The sequence below is a fragment of the Streptomyces sp. NBC_00286 genome, assembly GCF_036173125.1.
GTDB lineage: Bacteria > Actinomycetota > Actinomycetes > Streptomycetales > Streptomycetaceae > Streptomyces.
This window is the reverse complement of sequence record NZ_CP108054.1, coordinates 1,424,614-1,439,763: the sequence shown is the minus strand read 5'-3', so window position 1 is coordinate 1,439,763 and position 15,150 is coordinate 1,424,614. Positions and strand designations below refer to the sequence as shown.

The window sequence follows — 15,150 nt, the reverse complement described above, 5'->3', positions numbered from 1 at the left end:
GCCGGGGCTCTGGAGCGAACGGAGACGCGTCCAGGGATCGCTCTCAGCGTCGACCGCTGTAGCGCCGCCCCCCCATTCCCACTACAACTCCATGATCCGGATGTCCCGGTACGAGATCACATCCGTCGTGCCGTGCACCTGGAGCCCGATGTAGCCGGAGGCGAACCGTCGCCCGTCCGTGCCCGGGTCGTCCGAGCGGGGCGGGGTGAAGTCCTGGCCGCCGATGTTGTCGAACTCGTTGATCAGCACGCCGTTGCGGTACACCGAGTAGTGCTGGTCGACCACGCGGATCTCGTAGTCGTTCCAGGTGCCCTTCTGGGTGACGCCCGCACCGGCCAGGCCCACACGGTCGAAGCCGTAGACCGAGCCCGACTTGTACATGTCGCCATCCGGGCGGTCGTTGATCTGCAGTTCATGCCCGTACTTGATGGCGACCCACTCCGGACGCGACTCCTCGTGGTGGTCATGGACCCACGGGAAGCGGGCGAACACACCCGCGTTGGCGTTGCCGGTGCCCGGCGCGTCGTCACGCCACTGGAGCTTCAGCGAGAAGTCGCCGTACTTGCGCTCCGGGAACCACAGCATGCCCAAGCCCGCCACCGTGGTGCTGCTGGTCATCGAACCGTCCGCGTTCACCGCGAACTGGCCGCCGCCGACCTGCTGCCACTTCGCGAACGACTCCGCGGAGCCGTCGAAGAGCGTGCGGTAGCCCTCGGTCTGGCCCGGCTTGCCGATGCCCGACTCCTTGGCGGCCTTGTTGATCAGCTTGTACTCACGCTGGACGATGACGCCTTCCTTGAGCAACGCGTCCAGGACGGACTTCACGTGCTTCAGGAACAGCGCGTGCGACGTCCACTCCTTCTCGTCCTCGATCAACTCGTTGATCCGGCACCGGCTGTTGGTGACCCGGTTCGGCACACCGGTGTCGACCGTGCCGACGATGACCGTCAGCCGCTCGTCGTACTCGGCGCAGGCGGGCGCCGGCACCCCGCCACCCGAGGCGACCGTGAAGCTCACGGTCCGGGCGTCGGAGGTGTTGCCCGCCTTGTCGCTCGCCCGGTACGCCAACCGGTGCGCGCCCGCGCGATCGACCACGACGGGTGCGGTGTACGCGAGATACGGCCCGCCGTCCAGCGAGTACTCGATGCTGGCGACCCCGGAACCATGGTGCTCGTCCGTCGCGGTCACCGTCACCTTGGCGCTGTTGATGTAGGCCCCGGAGGAGTTCTTCGCGCCCTCCACGCTCACGCCGGTCACCGGAGGAGTCTTGTCCTCGGCGGGCGGCGCGACCACCGTGAACGAGACGGACTTCTCCGCGGCGACATTGCCCGCCTTGTCCGTGGCCCGGTAGCGCACCTTGTGCGCGCCCACCTCGTGGACCATCACCGGATCCGTGTACGGCTGCCAGGCACCGGAGTCGCCGAGCGCGTACTCGATGGTGTTGACGCCGGAACCGGTGTCGGAGGCCGTCACGGTGACGGTCGCCATGGAGAGGTACGCACCCTCCGGGTTCTGCTCACCGGTCACCGCAGCCGACGTCTCCGGAGCCGTCGTGTCGTCCGTCGACGGCGACGCCACCGTGAACTCCTCCGCCTTCTCGGCGGCCACGTTCCCGGCCTTGTCGACCGCTCTGTAGCGGACCTTGTGGTCGCCCACCTGGTCGACCACCACGGGCGTGGTGTACGGCTGCCAGGCGCCCGCGTCACCGATCGCGTACTCGATCCGGTCCACGCCGGAGCCGTCGTCGGTCGCGCTCAGCGTCACGGTCGCCGAACCCACGTACGCCCCGTCCGCGTTCTGCGTACCGCTCACGTCCGCCGAGGTCTCGGGCGCGGTCGTGTCCTCGCCGGTGCCCTCGGTGACCACGAGGATGCCCTGCATCTGACCGTGGCCGGGGATGGTGCAGTAGTAGCGGTACCGGCCGGGCGTCAGCGTCACCTCGGCCGTGTACTTGCCGCCCTGGTCGTCGTTCGGATTGGCCAGGATGTTGAGCGGGACGTCGTTGTTGTACTCCGGGTCGGAGACGTCGAACGTCAACGTGTGCGGCATACCTGTGGTGTTGCCGGTCCCCGTGCTGTTCTCGAAGACGATCGTCGTCGGGCCCGCGACCGCGGTGGCGGGCGCCGACGTGTACTTGTCGATGTCGTTGCCGGCCGTCCACGTAAGCGTTTGCGCGGCAGCGGCCGACGGGGCATCGGCCTCGTCGGTCTGCCCGGAGGCGGACGTGGACGTCAGCCCGAGCACCATCAGTAGTGACGCCAGAAGCGCCGTCCACAGGCGTACGTTTCTTCGCCGCCGTATGCGTACAGCCGTCACTGTGCCTCCCTGGCCAGTTGATCGGCGGCCGGCGTCGGAGCGCCGCCCTTGTAAGTGACCTGCCACAGCGCCGACTTGGCGTCCGAGGTGAAGAAGCCGCGGCCGTAGTCGAGGGCATACAGCGTGCCGTCGGGGCCGAACTTCCAGTCCATGAGGTTCTTGATGCCGTCGTTGCCGATAGGAATGATCTTCTTCAGTGACTCGGCGTGCACCGGAATGCCGCCCTGTCCCGCCGTCTTGGGGTCGAGCAGGACCGCGTGCCGCGGCTGGTCGGCGTCATAGAAGTCGCCGACGAACCACTTGCCGTCCCAGTACGACGGCCATGCCCCCGCACCCGCGGACGCCGCGTCATAGCGGTAGACGGGTCCGATCATGGCCGCCTGACCGCCGCCCTTCAGCCACGGCAGCAGGAACTTCTGCTCCTCCGCCTTGTACGACGGGATGCCGTTCGCGTCGCGCGGGAAGTCCGGTCCGCCGCCCTGGGGCGAGTACCAGATGGTGTTCCCGGTGACCGGCGGCAGGTTGACGAGGCCGTCGTTGTTCGGCGACTCGTTCTTCGGGGCGTCACAGTCATACCAGCCCAGCGGCTTCGTCGGGTCCGGCAGATTGCGGTCGCGGTAGGGCTGCTTGTTGCCCATGCAGTACGGCCAGCCGTGGTTGCCCGGCTTGGTGATCGCGGCGAACGTGTCGTACTTCGCCGGGCCCCAAGTCGTCGACGGGTTCGACGCATCCGGGCCGACCCAGCCCGCGAACAGCGTGTCCGTCTTCTTGTCGACGGAGATACGCGCGGGGTTCCTGACGCCCATCACATAGATCTCGCCGCGCGTCTTGCCGCCGCCCTCGTCGGTCTCCTTGCCGGTGAAGAGATTGCCCGAGGGGAGCGTGTACGTGCCGTCGGGCTCCGGGTGGATGCGCAGGATCTTGCCGTTGAGGTTGTTGGTGTTGCCGGAGGTGCGGCGCGCGTCGGCGAACGACACGCCCTTGTAGTTGGGCTCCGGGTTGTTGCCCGAGTAACCGTCGCTGAAGCCACTGGAGTTGTTGTCGCCCGTCGCGATGTACAGGTTGCCCTTGGAGTCCCAGGCCATGCCGCCGCCCGCGTGGCAGCAGCTGTGGATCTGCACCGGCCACTTCAGCAGGACCTTCTCACTGCTCAGGTCCAGCTTGTTCGTGGCGAGATCGAACGTGAAACGGGAGACGCGCCGCTCGGCCATCCGCGTGTCGCGGTTGATCTGGGAGTGGGGCGTGTAGTGCAGGTACACCCAGCCGTTCTGCTCGAACTTCGGGTCCAACTCGATGCCGAGCAGCCCCTCTTCGACCTTGATCAGCTCACCGCCGCCGCCCTTGTTGCCGAACACGGTGAGCGCGCCGGCCAGGGTGACCTTCTTGGTCTTCGGGTCGTAGACGTGGATCTCGCCGTTGCCCTTGCCGATGTCGGGGTTGTTCCAGTCCGTGACGACCGGCTGCGAGGAGTCGGCTCCGCCGCGGCCGATGTAGAGCACCCGTCCGTCGGGCGCGGTGACCAGGCCGTGCGGCTCGCCGATCTGGTCGTTCTGCCCCGGCTGGTTGGGCTGGGTCAGCCGCTCCGCCTTGTAGTTGGCGTTGATCGCCGCCTTGCAGTCGGCCCGCACGAGCCGTGTCGTCCACAGCAGCGCCCCGCGCAGATGCGCACGGAAGTCCGTTTCGTCGTACGAGGCGACCGTGCCGCCCATGCCCGTGTAGAAGGAACGCCCGCCGTCGTAGTCGCGGCACCAGGACACCGGGTGGTCGGCGCCGTTCTTGCTGTCGCCCGGCTGGTACGTCGACTCGCGCACCCGCGCCACGGTGTGCACGTCGCCGGAGGGGTTCTTGACCCAGTTCAGCCAGGCGTCGGGGCGCTTCCACTGGAGCGGCAGATCCTTGGTCGCCGGATGCTGCCGGTCGCCGACCTCAACGGTCGCCCGCTGTACGGCAGTTGGGCTCGACGCGGCGGGCCGGGCACCGACGAGCCCGGTGAACCAGTCCGAGTACGGTTCGGCGCGGGCCGCGTCATGGAGGCCGAGGAAGCCGCCGCCCGCCTCCATGTACGCCTCCAGGCCCGCCTCCTGCTCGGCGTCGAGGACGTCGCCGCCGCCGGTCAGGAAGACGACCGCGTTGAAGCGGCCGAGCTTGGTCTCGTCGGTGAACACGGAGGCGTCGTCCGTGGCCGTCACCTTGAAGCGCTGGTTCGCCGGGCCGGTCAGCCCGATCTCCTCGATCGCCTCGATCCCGGCGTTGACGACGGGCGATTCGTCGCCGCCCGCCGCGGAACCGTGGAAGAGCAGGACCCGTACGTTGGCGCCCCCCGGTGGTGACTTGATCGACATCGTTGTCAGTGGCGGCTCGGGGGCCTGGACCGCACTCGCGGGACCGCCGGAGAGCAGGCCTGCGGTGACGAACCCGGTGGTCAGGACGGCGGCCCAGCCCCGTCTTTTCACTCGTCGCCGACGTCTGTTTGTGGTCAACTCTGTTAATTTCAGGGATCTTTGATGCGATGTGAACCGCATGGGGTCATCCACTCCTCGTCGGTCACAGCAACGGCGCCAAGGAAGCTAGACCTCTTTGCCCGTCTCGCCAATAGCTACGACCGGAATGGCACGAACTTTGTCCTGAGTGTGGAAAAACGACTGCGGGGCCGCTACCGTCTCAGCGGTTCATCTCCGTAAATTCCGTACCAGGGTGGGGAGTTCGGCATGGACAGACGCGGCTTCAACAGGCGCGTACTGCTGGGCGGTGCGGCCGTCGCGACATCGTTGTCTCTGGCTCCCGAGTCCCTCGGCGCCGCAGAGGCCGCGGAGCCGGTGAAGACCGCCCCGGCCGGCGGCGAGGTCAAGCGCATCAAGCTGTACGCCGAGAAACTCGCCGACGGCCAGATGGGCTACGGCTACGAGAAGGGCAAGGCGTCGATCCCCGGCCCGCTCATCGAACTCAACGAGGGCGACACCATCCACATCGAGTTCGAGAACACCATGGACGTGGCCGTCAGCCTGCACGTCCACGGCCTCGACTACGAGATCACCAGCGACGGCACCAAGCAGAACAAGAGTGACGTAGAGCCGGGCGGGACCCGTACGTACACCTGGCGCACCCACGCACCCGGCCGCCGCAAGGACGGCACGTGGCGCGCGGGCAGCGCCGGCTACTGGCACTACCACGACCATGTCGTCGGCACGGAACACGGCACGGGCGGCATCCGCAAAGGGCTGTACGGCCCGGTGATCGTCCGCCGCAAGGGCGACATCCTCCCGGACGCGACCCACACGATCGTCTTCAACGACATGCTGATCAACAACAAGCCCGCGCACAGCGGCCCCAACTTCGAGGCGACGGTGGGCGATCGCGTCGAGTTCGTGGTGATCACGCACGGCGAGTACTACCACACCTTCCACATGCACGGTCACCGCTGGGCCGACAACCGCACCGGCATGCTGACCGGCCCCGACGACCCGAGCCAGGTCCTGGACAACAAAATCACAGGACCTGCCGACTCCTTCGGCTTCCAAGTGATCGCGGGGGAGGGGGTCGGCGCGGGCGCGTGGATGTACCACTGCCATGTCCAGAGCCACTCGGACATGGGGATGGTGGGGCTGTTCCTGGTGAAGAAGGCGGACGGGACGATTCCGGGGTACGAGCCTCATGAACCGCACGAGCCGCATGAGCACTGAGCCCTGCCGGTTCCTCCGAGAGAAACCGGCAGGGCTCTCACGGTCGTACGAGCGTCAGGCGTCCTGCGCCGACGAGGCCAACCCGACGAATCCCGCCCAGGCCTCACGCGACACCGTGACGACGGACCCGGCGACGGCCTTCGAGTCCCGGACGTGCACAACTGCCGTACCGGCCGCGACCTCTACGCACTGACCGCCCTCGGTTCCGCTGTAACTGCTCTTGAACCAAGCGAAATCGGATGCGGCGGTCGAGGACTCAGCGTTGTTCATAGCGATCCCAGCAACCCTTCGATGAACTCCATTGACTCTCGTGGAGTGAGAGCCTGTGAGCGGATAATCCCATAGCGAGCAGCGGCGAGAACCGTCTGTTCCGGGTCGGTGTCCAGAGTGCTGGTTGCGTGGGTCTCGGCGTACACGAACTTCTTGCCGTCCTTCCGCGTGACGACTGTGAACGGCCCGTTCACGCCCGCGTTGTCCTCGCAGTCGGTCGGCATGACCTGGATCTCGACGTTCCGCTTCTGGCCGGTCAGGAGGAGCTGCTCCAGCTGTCCTTGCTGGACGTCCTTGCCGCCGTACCGGTGCCGCAAAATCACCTCGTCCATCACGAAACCGAGTAGCGGTGCGGGTTGCCGGTCGAAGATGTCCTGCCGGGCCAGCCGCGCGGATACGCGCTGCTCGATCGTTTCCTGGTCCAGCGGTGGACGCCGCATGGCGAGCAAGGCCCTCATGTACTCCTCGGTCTGGAGGAGTCCGTTGACGACCTGCGTGTCGTACATGAGCAACTCAAGGCACGCCTTCTCCAGTCCCGCCATCCCCTGGAAGAACACCGGGTACTGAGCCCGCTCCAGTTGTTCCTTCCACAGGCAGAGCAACCCGCCCGCCTCCACCACCTCGTCCGCCCGGTCGATGGTGCGAGGCGACGGAATCCTTCGCCCCTGCTCGAACGAGGCGATGGTGGACGCGGAGTATCCGAGCCGCTTCCCGAGCTCTGCCCGCTCCATCCCCACCCGCAGTCGCAGCGTCTTCAGGGTCTGCCCGAACGCGACCACCACGCCCTTACCGGCCTCGTCCTCCGGCCGCCGCCCGTCCCCGTCGTCGCTGTCCCAGCGCTCCCCGACGCTCACGATCGCTCCGCTGCCGTCACCGCCCGGAACCGCCTCGGCCCCCGCCGCCGCACCTGTACGCTCCGCCATCAGCCACCTCCTCCCCGGCCCAACGCCCCCGCGGGGAACGCCGTTACGCCGCGCGCCTCGTACCCGTACCGACACCGCGCGTACAGCCGGTCCGCGTCGGTGCGTCACCACTGGTCACGCTACGCCACCGAGAGGACCGTGGTGACCATGACGACCAATCCCACCGACCCCACCCAACTCGCCCCTACCACCCACCACTTGGCCACGGCCGCCGAGCAGGGTGACGACCGCACCTTCGAGATGCGCTTCACCTCGACACCGCGCGGCGCCCGACTCGCCCGCCGCCTGACAGCCGTCCGCCTGGACGCCTGGGGAATCCCGTACGCCACCGAGGCCCACGAGGAGATCGAGCTGATCGTCGCGGAACTGACCGCGAACGCCGTACGGCACGGGCACGTCCCCGGCCGGGACTTCCACCTCCACGTGAACGCCCCGGCCGACGGCCGCACCGTACGCATCGAGGTCACAGACACCCGAGCCGAACGCCTCCCACGGCGCCCCACCCCCGCCCCGGACACCGCCGGTACCGAGGAAACAGGCTGCGGCCTCCTCCGCGTATCGCACCTGGCCACCCGCTGGGACTGGCACCCACGCCCCGACGGGCCGGGCAAGACGGTCTGGGCGGAGTACGCGTTTTCGGAGGCGCGGTCGGAGTAGGACGGCGCTCTACCGCGCGCCTCAACCGCGCAGGCCGCGGCACCCGTTCATCGGGTTCTGTCTCCGGAACGCGGAGCGTGGCGGCGTATCTCGAGACACCGCCACGCTGTCGAGGCGCGCTTGCTCAAGTGGTGGTTCAGCAGGTCCCGACGTACACCGCGTAGTCGATGTCGTCTGTGCTGCCCAGCCGCCTCTCGCCCGGCCCGACGCACCAGTACCGCACGTCGGTGGTCCAGTCCAGTTCGATCTTGATGATGACCTTGCCGCGGCCGCAGTGTCCGTAGTAGGCGGTGTCACGGGTCTCGTAGTAGCCGCATGCCCTCGCGGAGGTGTCCCCCGGCGGCGTCGCCGCGGCAGCGGTGTTGGCGCCGGCCGACAGCAGCCCAGCCGTGGCGATCGCGGCGGCTGCGGCGGTCACACGCTTGAGCGGGATCTTCTTCTTCATGGGTTCCCCTTTGATCGACGGCACCGATCACAAGTGAGCGACCGGTAGAGACGGCGGGCTTGCGAACTCAGCTCCGCCTCAGAGTTCCGTCGCAACCGGGCCGGCGACGCGGCTGTTGCGGCCGGAACGTCGACTCCAGGTGTAGAGGCTCAAACGTTGTTCGCGTTCGGGGCGCTGATGCCGAACAGACAACTTCCGAAAAATGCGCCACGGGCAGACAGCGCGGGCAACAGCGGGCAACAGATGAGGGCACCCGCGTCGACGCGTTGGTGCCGGCCATGCCGCTGGGCTGCGCTTGGCTGATGGAACCCGGCCGAAGTCCCCGCCCGGGCTGCTGTGGATCTGGTGGACTCAGTGGAGGCAGAGGCAGAACGGATGGCCCGCCGGGTCCGCGTAGACCCGCCAGTTGGCGTCCGGGCGGAGCTGGTCCGTCCGCTCCAGGACGGTCGCGCCGAGGGTGAGCGCCCGCTTCTCCTCGCCGTCGAGGTCGTCCACGTCGAAGTCCAGGTGGAGCTGTTGCGGACGCTCCTGGCCGGGCCATTCGGGCGCTCGGTAGCCGTCCACCCGCTGGCAGGCCAGCGGCGTCCCCTCGAACCCGTGCACCTCGACCCAGTCGGGGTCCTCCGAATCCGGGATTACCCGCCCGCCGAGCAGCTCGGCGTAGAACTCCGCGAGCCGTACCGGATCGGCACAGTCCAACGCGACCATCTGCAGCTTCCGGATCACTTCCGACACCCCTCGCTCTTCAGCCGCTTCCGCGACGCCCCAGCACGGGAGGGTCGTACCCGCCGCTGCGACGGGCATGCGCGGCGGGTCGAGCCGCCCGTGACCGACGTCGACCCCTCCAGCCCCGCCGCGAAGATGCAGTCCCACGGGAAAGCCGTATGACCATCGAAGACACGACGCCGCTGAGTGGAACAGTCGACTCCGGTGCGCCAGGCTGGTTGCCATGCGGTCACTCTTCCGCTCATCCGGCCCCTCAGGAGCGGGCGGTCACAGCCGGGTCCTTTTCCGACTCGGGCAGTGTCTGCCGTTCGTGATCGTACTGTTCGCGCTGGGCATCGAACTCTCGCCCGCACACGAGGTGATCACCGGTCCCATACTCGCCGCGATCCCGGCACTGGCGGCGCTGACGCTGGGCCCGAAGGGCACCCTCTCGGCAGCTGCGGCAGCCTTCTCCGTCACCGTGATCACGGCAACCCTCCACCAGAGCTGGGGTGGCCAGGTCTACAGCAACCTCCTGTCTCTCCTCGTGGTGTCAGTGGCCAGTGTCACGATGAGCAGTGCCGTACGTGCGCGCAGACAGAGCGAGCTGGACCAGGTCCGCCGGATCGCCGAGGCAGCACAACGAGTCCTGCTGAGACGCGTGCCGGCCCGGCTCGGGCCGCTGCGGATGGCCAGCCTGTACCTCGCGGCAGAGGCCGGGGCGCAGATCGGCGGCGATCTCTACGCGGTGTCGCAGACCCGGTACGGGGTCCGGATGATCGTGGGCGACGTGCGCGGCAAGGGGCTGCCCGCGGTGCGCCTGGCCGCGGTCGTCCTGGGGGCGTTCCGCGAGTCCGTGCACTACGAGGACGAACTGGAGGAGGTGGTGAACCACTGCGCCGCCGCCCTGGAACGGGAGTGCGCCGTGCCGGACGCGATCGATCCGACCGCGAGGGAACACGAGGCCGAGGACTTCGTCACCGCGCTCGTGGTCGAGGTGTCCGACAACTTCGTGATCCAGGTCATCAACCGCGGCCATCCGCCACCACTGCTGCTGCGCCGCGACAAGGTCGAGGCCCTGATGCCCACCTCGCCGCTGCCGCCCCTGGGCCTGGAGGAATTCATCACCGCCCATCCCGCCAAGGCGGACAGCTACGCATTCACGCCCGGCGACCGTCTACTGCTGCACACCGACGGCGTGATCGAAGCGCGAAGCCCCGACGACGGCTTCTTCACCCTCCCCGAGGCCATGGAAGCAGCGCATACGTGCAGCACGCCGGAGTTCCTGGAGCAGCTGCACCAGGGCTTGATCCGCCACACCGGCGGCCACCTGTCGGATGATGCGGCGATGCTTCTCGTGGAACGGCTCGCCGTAGAGGATTGAGGGTCGGCGGGTCGGCGATCCGAACGCGTCAGGACGCCAGCCCGTCCAGCTCCTCACCGATCACCTCGCGCAGGGCGTCGTGCTGAGGACCAAGCGCATACCGCTCCTCGCTCCACCGCTCTCTCGGATACAGCCACACGGACCTCCGTACGAGATCGGCCGGCTCCCAGTCGAACCGCGGCCACACATGTGCATGCAGGAACGGGTCGGCGTTCCCGAGAATCTCCAGGTTGACGCGGCGAAACGCCGGGTCCAGCCGCTTGCAGGCGCGTTCGACGGCCTCGCCCAGCCTGTCCATGTCGGACAGGAACGCCAGCCGCTTGCCCCGCGCAAGCTCCGACAGCCGCTGCACCGCAGGATCGTCCGCGAGGAGCACCGAGTATCCCGGCAGGAACTGAACGTCCCCGATCACCGCGAACCCGGCTGCCAGTCTCCGGAGCACCGTGGGGTTCCCGCCCCGGAGCGCGCTGCCGATCCGGTCGCTCCGCCAGTCATCAGCCATGATCGGACCCTGCCCGCCACGCGGCCCCTCGATGTGGCCCCGCCAGGATCAGGGAGCGCTCTCAGCAGTACGGCGACCGGGAGTTATCCTGAGCGCGAACCGCTGCCCTGAGGAGTTCCGAGGTGTCCGAGTCGTCGACTGCGTCGCGCCCCACGTTGGAGGCCGTGGCGGCACGGGCGGGGGTTTCCCGGGCTACTGCTTCGCGGGTCGTCAACGGTGGTGACGGGGTGCGGGAGCCCCTGGTCGAGCGGGTCAGGCGGGCCGTCGAGGAACTCGGTTACGTTCCGAACCAGGCCGCGCGCAGTCTCGTCACCCGGCGGCATGATGCGGTCGCCGTGGTGATCGCGGAACCCGAGACCAGGGTGTTCGCCGACCCCTTCTTCGCGCTCCAACTCCGGGGCATCAGCAAGGAACTGACCGCGCACGACTCCCAGCTCGTACTGCTGCTGACCGAGGGCCGCGACGACCATGCGCGGGTGGGCCGTTATCTGGCCGGCGGCCATGTCGACGGCGCGCTCGTCTTCTCCCTGCACCTCGACGACCCGCTGCCCGGACTGATCCACGGCGCCGGCGTGCCGACCGTGTTCGGCGGGCGGCCCGGCTGGGGCGAGGGGACGCGCGGCGCCGCGTCCCCGGTGTACGTCGACAGCGACAACCGGGGTGGCGCCCGCGAGGCCGTACGCCATCTCGTCTCGCTCGGCCGTACCCGCATCGCCCACATCACCGGCGCCCTCGACCAGACCTCGGCGGTCGACCGTCTCGACGGCTTCCGCGACGTCATGGTGGACGCCGACCCCCGCCTGATCGCGGAGGGCGACTTCACGCCGGCGGGCGGCGAGCGGGCGATGCGTCAACTTCTGGACGACTGCCCGGACTTGGACGGCGTGTTCGCCGCGAACGACTTGATGGCTTCGGGCGCGTTGCGGGTGTTGCGGGAGCGGGGGCTTCGGGTGCCGGTGGATGTCGCGCTGATCGGGTTCGACGACATGTTGCCCGTTGCAGAGCAGACCGACCCGTCTCTTACGACGGTCCGTCAGGACATCGAGGAGATGGGTCGGTTGATGGCTCGGTTGCTCTTGCGAGGGCTCAACGCCGGGTCCGCTGCCGTCGGGTCCGCTGCCGTCGGGTCCGCTGGTGCGGGCTCGCAGGAGGGCTTGGTGGGGGCGCCCTCCAGCGTTGTCCTGCCGACGACGTTGGTGCGGCGCGCGTCCGCGTAGGGGTTCGCGGACGAGTCTGCCCGGGGCAGTATGCGGCTGCGAGCCTGTTGTGGCTGGTCGTGCCTACGCGGCGGAGCCGCAATTTGATACAGCCCCGCGCCCCCTACGGGGCGCGGTTGGCGAGCCGCAAGGGTCGCAGCTCCGCGACTCTTAAGGGGACAACCACGAGATTTCTGGGCCGGAGGTCAGCCTGCTGCACGCTCCGAGAGAGGCCGACGGCGCTGGGCGACGTCGACGAGCGCGGGGGCGCGCCAGGCCCCGTCGGGGTGGTACTGGTTGGATCCGGGCGGCACGATGTCGTCGATCTGGTCGAGCGTGTCGTCGTCCAGGGTCAGTGCGCCGCCCTTCAGCAGGCCTTCCAGCTGATCCATGGTCCGTGGGCCGATGATGACCGAGGTCACGGCGGGGTGTGCGAGGGGAAAGGCCACGGCGAGTTGGGGGAGCGAGCAGCCGAGGCTGTCCGCGAGCAGGGCGAGCTTTTCCACCGTTTCCAGCTTGGCGACGTTCTCGGGGATTCGACGGATCGAAGCGCGCCGGGGCGAGCGCCGCACGGCCCGTGGACAGGTCGATGGGCCGACCCTTGCGGTATGCCCCGGACAGGAAGCCCGAGGCGAGCGGACTCCACGTCAGCACGCCCATCCCGTAACGCCGGCACACCGGGAGCACGGACACCTCCACGCCCCGGGCGAGCAGCGAGTACGGCGGCTGCTCCGTCCTGAAGCGCCCCGGTCGGCGACTGATTCCAAAGCGGCAGTCGCCTGGTGCGTCGGTGAGCGAGCTGTCCAGGCCGAGGACGATGGCGCCGGTGCCGCTCTATCCAGCACCCGTCTTCATTCGGGCCCCCGTGACCAGGTCAGTGACTTTCCGCGGCAGGGTGCCATGGCGTGTCGGCGCGGGTGGGGCGGGCGTCGGCGGCCAGTCTCAGTGCGTACACCGGCTGGTCGTGGGCTGGGACGGGGCCGAGGTAGATGTGGCCGGTCATGTGGCACCAGGCGGGCAGGTCGAGTGGGGTCGCCGGGTCGGTGGCGATGATGTGGACGATTGCGCCCGGCTGCGCATGCTGGATGCCATCACGCAGCCGGAGCAGGAGGGTCACGCACAGCAGGCCGGTGCCATCGACGGTGATGTTCGCCGCCGGAACGGGAGCCGTCGTCATCGCGGCAGGATCTGGGCGATGCTGCGTAGATGGCGGGGCAGTTCGCCCTTCATGCTTTTTCCGGTCGTCTCTGCGGCCATCAGTTCGCTGCCCGTTCGAGCAGCTCGACGGTCCGGTCGATGTCGTCGGCAGTGGTCCAGCGGCCGAGGGACAGGCGGAGCGCGGCGAGACTGCGGGTCTCGGGCAGGCCCATGGCGCTCAGTACCGGGGAGGGCCGGTGGTCGCCGCTGTGGCAGGCCGAGCCGGTGGAGGCGGCGATCTCGGGTACGGCGTCGAGGAGTTCGTGACCGCGGATGCCGTCGATGCTGATGTTGAGGGTGTTGGGCAGGCGCGGTGCGGCGGGGCCGTTCAGATGGATACGGCCGGGGAGCCGGGCGATCAGGCCGGTGTGGAGTCGGTCGCGCAGTGCGGCGATGCGCTGTGCGCCGCCGTCGGCCAGCTCCTGCACGGCGAGTTGGGCGGCGGCACCCAGGCCGGCGGTGAGGGCGACGTTCTCGGTGCCGGAGCGCAGGCCGCGTTCCTGGCCGCCGCCGTAGATCAGCGGTTCGAGGGCGACACCGTGGCGGACGTACAGGGCGGCGATGCCCTTCGGGGCGTACATCTTGTGGCCGACGAGCGTCATGAGGTCGACGCCCAAGTCCCGTACGTCCAGGGGGATCTTTCCGGCGGCCTGGGCTGCGTCGCAGTGGAAGAGCGCGCCGTGGGCGTGGGTGATGCGGGCCAGTTCGGGGATGGGCTGGAGGGCGCCGGTCTCGTTGTTGGCGGCCATGACCGAGACCAGGACGGTGCGCTCGGTGAGTGCGGCGGCCAGCGCCGCCGGGTCGACCAGGCCGTCGCGGTCGACGGGCAGGTACGTCACCTCTGTGCGATGGAGTCGTTCGAGGGCGTGGCAGGTTTCCAGAATGCCGGGGTGCTCGGTGACCTGGGTGATCACATGCGGGCGGTCGGTCTTGGCGGCGAGTACGACGCCGCGCAGGGCGAGGTTGTCGGCCTCGGAGCCGGAGCCGGTGAAGACGATCTCTGTCGCGTCGGCGCCGATGAGTGCGGCGACCTGGATGCGGGCGTGGGCGAGGGCCCGCTGGGGCTCGGCGCCGTAGACGTGGCTGCTGGAGGGGTTGCCGAACCAGTCGGCCAGGTACGGGCGCATCGCCTCGGTGACCTGCAGGTCGACCGGGGTGGTGGAGTTGTAGTCCAGGTAGACGGGGCTGCCCTCGAGTGCGGGGATCACGCGGCGGCCCCGCTGTCCACGGGCAGCTCGGCCAGCCGCCACTCCAGCATCCCGTCGGTCAGCCGGACCGCCTTGCGGCCACGGGCGTGCAGCAGACGTACGGCGTCGTATGCGAGGACGCAGTAGGCGCCGCGACAGTAGGCGACCACCTCGGCATCCTCCGGCAGGTCCGCGACGCGTTCGGCGAGTTCGTCGACGGGGATGGAGATCGCGCCGGGGATGTGGCCGGCGGCGTACTCCTCGGCCGGGCGGACGTCGAGGATGACGACCCCGCCCGCCTGGGCGCGCGCCAAGAGGTCCTCTCGGTTGACCTCCTCGGCTTCGTCCGTGCCTAGGTAGGCGGTGCGGGCCGGTTCGACGGCGGTCTGGTGAGTCTGGGCGACCTGGCGCAGCAGGGCGTAGAGGGCGGCGACGTCGTCGCCGGCCAGCCGGTAGTGGATACGTACGCCGTCGCGGCGGGTGGCCACGAGCCCGGCCTGCTTCAGGGTCTGCAGATGCGCTGAGGCAGTGGTCAGGTTCAGCTCCGCTGCCTTGGCGAGCGCGTCGACGGTGCGCTCGCCCTGCGCCAGCAGATCGAGCAGTTCCAGGCGTTTTCCACTGCTCAGTGCCTTGCCGGTGCGGGCGAAGGCGTCGTACAGCGCGGCTTTGCGCTGGGGGTCTCCCATAG

General features: G+C 68.9%; 14 protein-coding genes and 1 pseudogene. 4 read left to right on the top strand and 11 right to left on the bottom strand.

Translation table 11 applies throughout. The features are described from left to right. Positions 1–81: 81 nt before the first annotated feature. Together OHT21_RS06620 and OHT21_RS06615 are read right to left on the bottom strand one after the other, a co-directional pair. Complete coding sequence (locus OHT21_RS06620) at positions 82–2,277, bottom strand: OmpL47-type beta-barrel domain-containing protein (protein ID WP_328773977.1); 2,196 nt, start codon at positions 2,275–2,277, stop codon at positions 82–84. A gap of 35 nt (positions 2,278–2,312) precedes the next feature. Next, positions 2,313–4,838, bottom strand: coding sequence for a ThuA domain-containing protein (locus tag OHT21_RS06615; protein WP_443050324.1), 2,526 nt, complete (start codon positions 4,836–4,838; stop codon positions 2,313–2,315). Positions 4,839–5,024: 186 nt separating this feature from the next. Here OHT21_RS06615 and OHT21_RS06610 point away from each other — a divergent pair, with 186 nt between their 5' ends. Then, positions 5,025–5,996, top strand: coding sequence for a multicopper oxidase domain-containing protein (locus OHT21_RS06610; RefSeq protein WP_328767308.1), 972 nt, complete (start codon positions 5,025–5,027; stop codon positions 5,994–5,996). Positions 5,997–6,050: 54 nt separating this feature from the next. Here the strand turns inward: OHT21_RS06610 and OHT21_RS06605 are convergent, their stop codons facing one another. Together OHT21_RS06605 and OHT21_RS06600 are read right to left on the bottom strand one after the other, a co-directional pair. Further along, entirely contained in the window at positions 6,051–6,266 is a 216-nt protein-coding gene (locus OHT21_RS06605) for a DUF397 domain-containing protein (RefSeq protein ID WP_328767307.1), read from the bottom strand. Next, positions 6,263–7,189: a helix-turn-helix domain-containing protein gene (locus tag OHT21_RS06600; protein ID WP_328767306.1), complete on the bottom strand. Its 927-nt coding sequence runs from the start codon at positions 7,187–7,189 to the stop codon at positions 6,263–6,265. Before OHT21_RS06600 ends, OHT21_RS06605 begins: the two co-directional genes overlap by 4 nt. A gap of 147 nt (positions 7,190–7,336) precedes the next feature. On the opposite strand from OHT21_RS06600, the gene OHT21_RS06595 reads away from it, so the two are divergent. Further along, complete coding sequence (locus tag OHT21_RS06595; RefSeq protein WP_328767305.1) at positions 7,337–7,846, top strand: ATP-binding protein; 510 nt, start codon at positions 7,337–7,339, stop codon at positions 7,844–7,846. Between the two features lie 136 nt (positions 7,847–7,982). Here OHT21_RS06595 and OHT21_RS06590 read toward each other — a convergent pair whose 3' ends face one another. Further along, complete coding sequence (locus tag OHT21_RS06590) at positions 7,983–8,291, bottom strand: DUF6355 family natural product biosynthesis protein (protein WP_328767304.1); 309 nt, start codon at positions 8,289–8,291, stop codon at positions 7,983–7,985. 351 nt (positions 8,292–8,642) lie between these two features. After that, positions 8,643–9,017, bottom strand: coding sequence for a VOC family protein (locus OHT21_RS06585; protein WP_328773975.1), 375 nt, complete (start codon positions 9,015–9,017; stop codon positions 8,643–8,645). Between the two features lie 310 nt (positions 9,018–9,327). On the opposite strand from OHT21_RS06585, the gene OHT21_RS06580 reads away from it, so the two are divergent. Next, positions 9,328–10,380 carry a PP2C family protein-serine/threonine phosphatase gene (locus tag OHT21_RS06580; protein ID WP_328767303.1) on the top strand — a complete coding sequence of 351 codons (1,053 nt, stop codon included), beginning with the start codon at positions 9,328–9,330 and terminating at the stop codon, positions 10,378–10,380. Between the two features lie 28 nt (positions 10,381–10,408). On the opposite strand, the gene OHT21_RS06575 is transcribed toward OHT21_RS06580, so the two are convergent. Continuing rightward, positions 10,409–10,882 carry a diadenosine tetraphosphate hydrolase gene (locus OHT21_RS06575; protein WP_328767302.1) on the bottom strand — a complete coding sequence of 158 codons (474 nt, stop codon included), beginning with the start codon at positions 10,880–10,882 and terminating at the stop codon, positions 10,409–10,411. A 122-nt stretch (positions 10,883–11,004) separates the two neighbouring features. On the opposite strand from OHT21_RS06575, the gene OHT21_RS06570 reads away from it, so the two are divergent. Then, the gene (locus tag OHT21_RS06570) at positions 11,005–12,099 is read left to right on the top strand and encodes a LacI family DNA-binding transcriptional regulator (RefSeq protein ID WP_328767301.1); all 1,095 of its coding nucleotides are present in this window, start codon (positions 11,005–11,007) and stop codon (positions 12,097–12,099) included. A 185-nt stretch (positions 12,100–12,284) separates the two neighbouring features. Here OHT21_RS06570 and OHT21_RS06565 read toward each other — a convergent pair. The 4 genes and pseudogenes from OHT21_RS06565 to OHT21_RS06550 all read right to left on the bottom strand — a co-directional run. Then, positions 12,285–12,825 (bottom strand): annotated as a pseudogene (locus OHT21_RS06565) (aldo/keto reductase); the annotation flags it as partial. A 127-nt stretch (positions 12,826–12,952) separates the two neighbouring features. After that, complete coding sequence (locus tag OHT21_RS06560; protein ID WP_328767300.1) at positions 12,953–13,255, bottom strand: sulfurtransferase TusA family protein; 303 nt, start codon at positions 13,253–13,255, stop codon at positions 12,953–12,955. 79 nt (positions 13,256–13,334) lie between these two features. Continuing rightward, positions 13,335–14,483 carry a cysteine desulfurase family protein gene (locus tag OHT21_RS06555; protein ID WP_328767299.1) on the bottom strand — a complete coding sequence of 383 codons (1,149 nt, stop codon included), beginning with the start codon at positions 14,481–14,483 and terminating at the stop codon, positions 13,335–13,337. Continuing rightward, a complete protein-coding gene (locus OHT21_RS06550) occupies positions 14,480–15,148 on the bottom strand; it encodes an ArsR/SmtB family transcription factor (RefSeq protein ID WP_328767298.1) in 669 nt (222 codons plus the stop codon). The genes OHT21_RS06555 and OHT21_RS06550 overlap by 4 nt, the downstream gene beginning before the upstream one ends. Positions 15,149–15,150 lie beyond the last annotated feature (2 nt).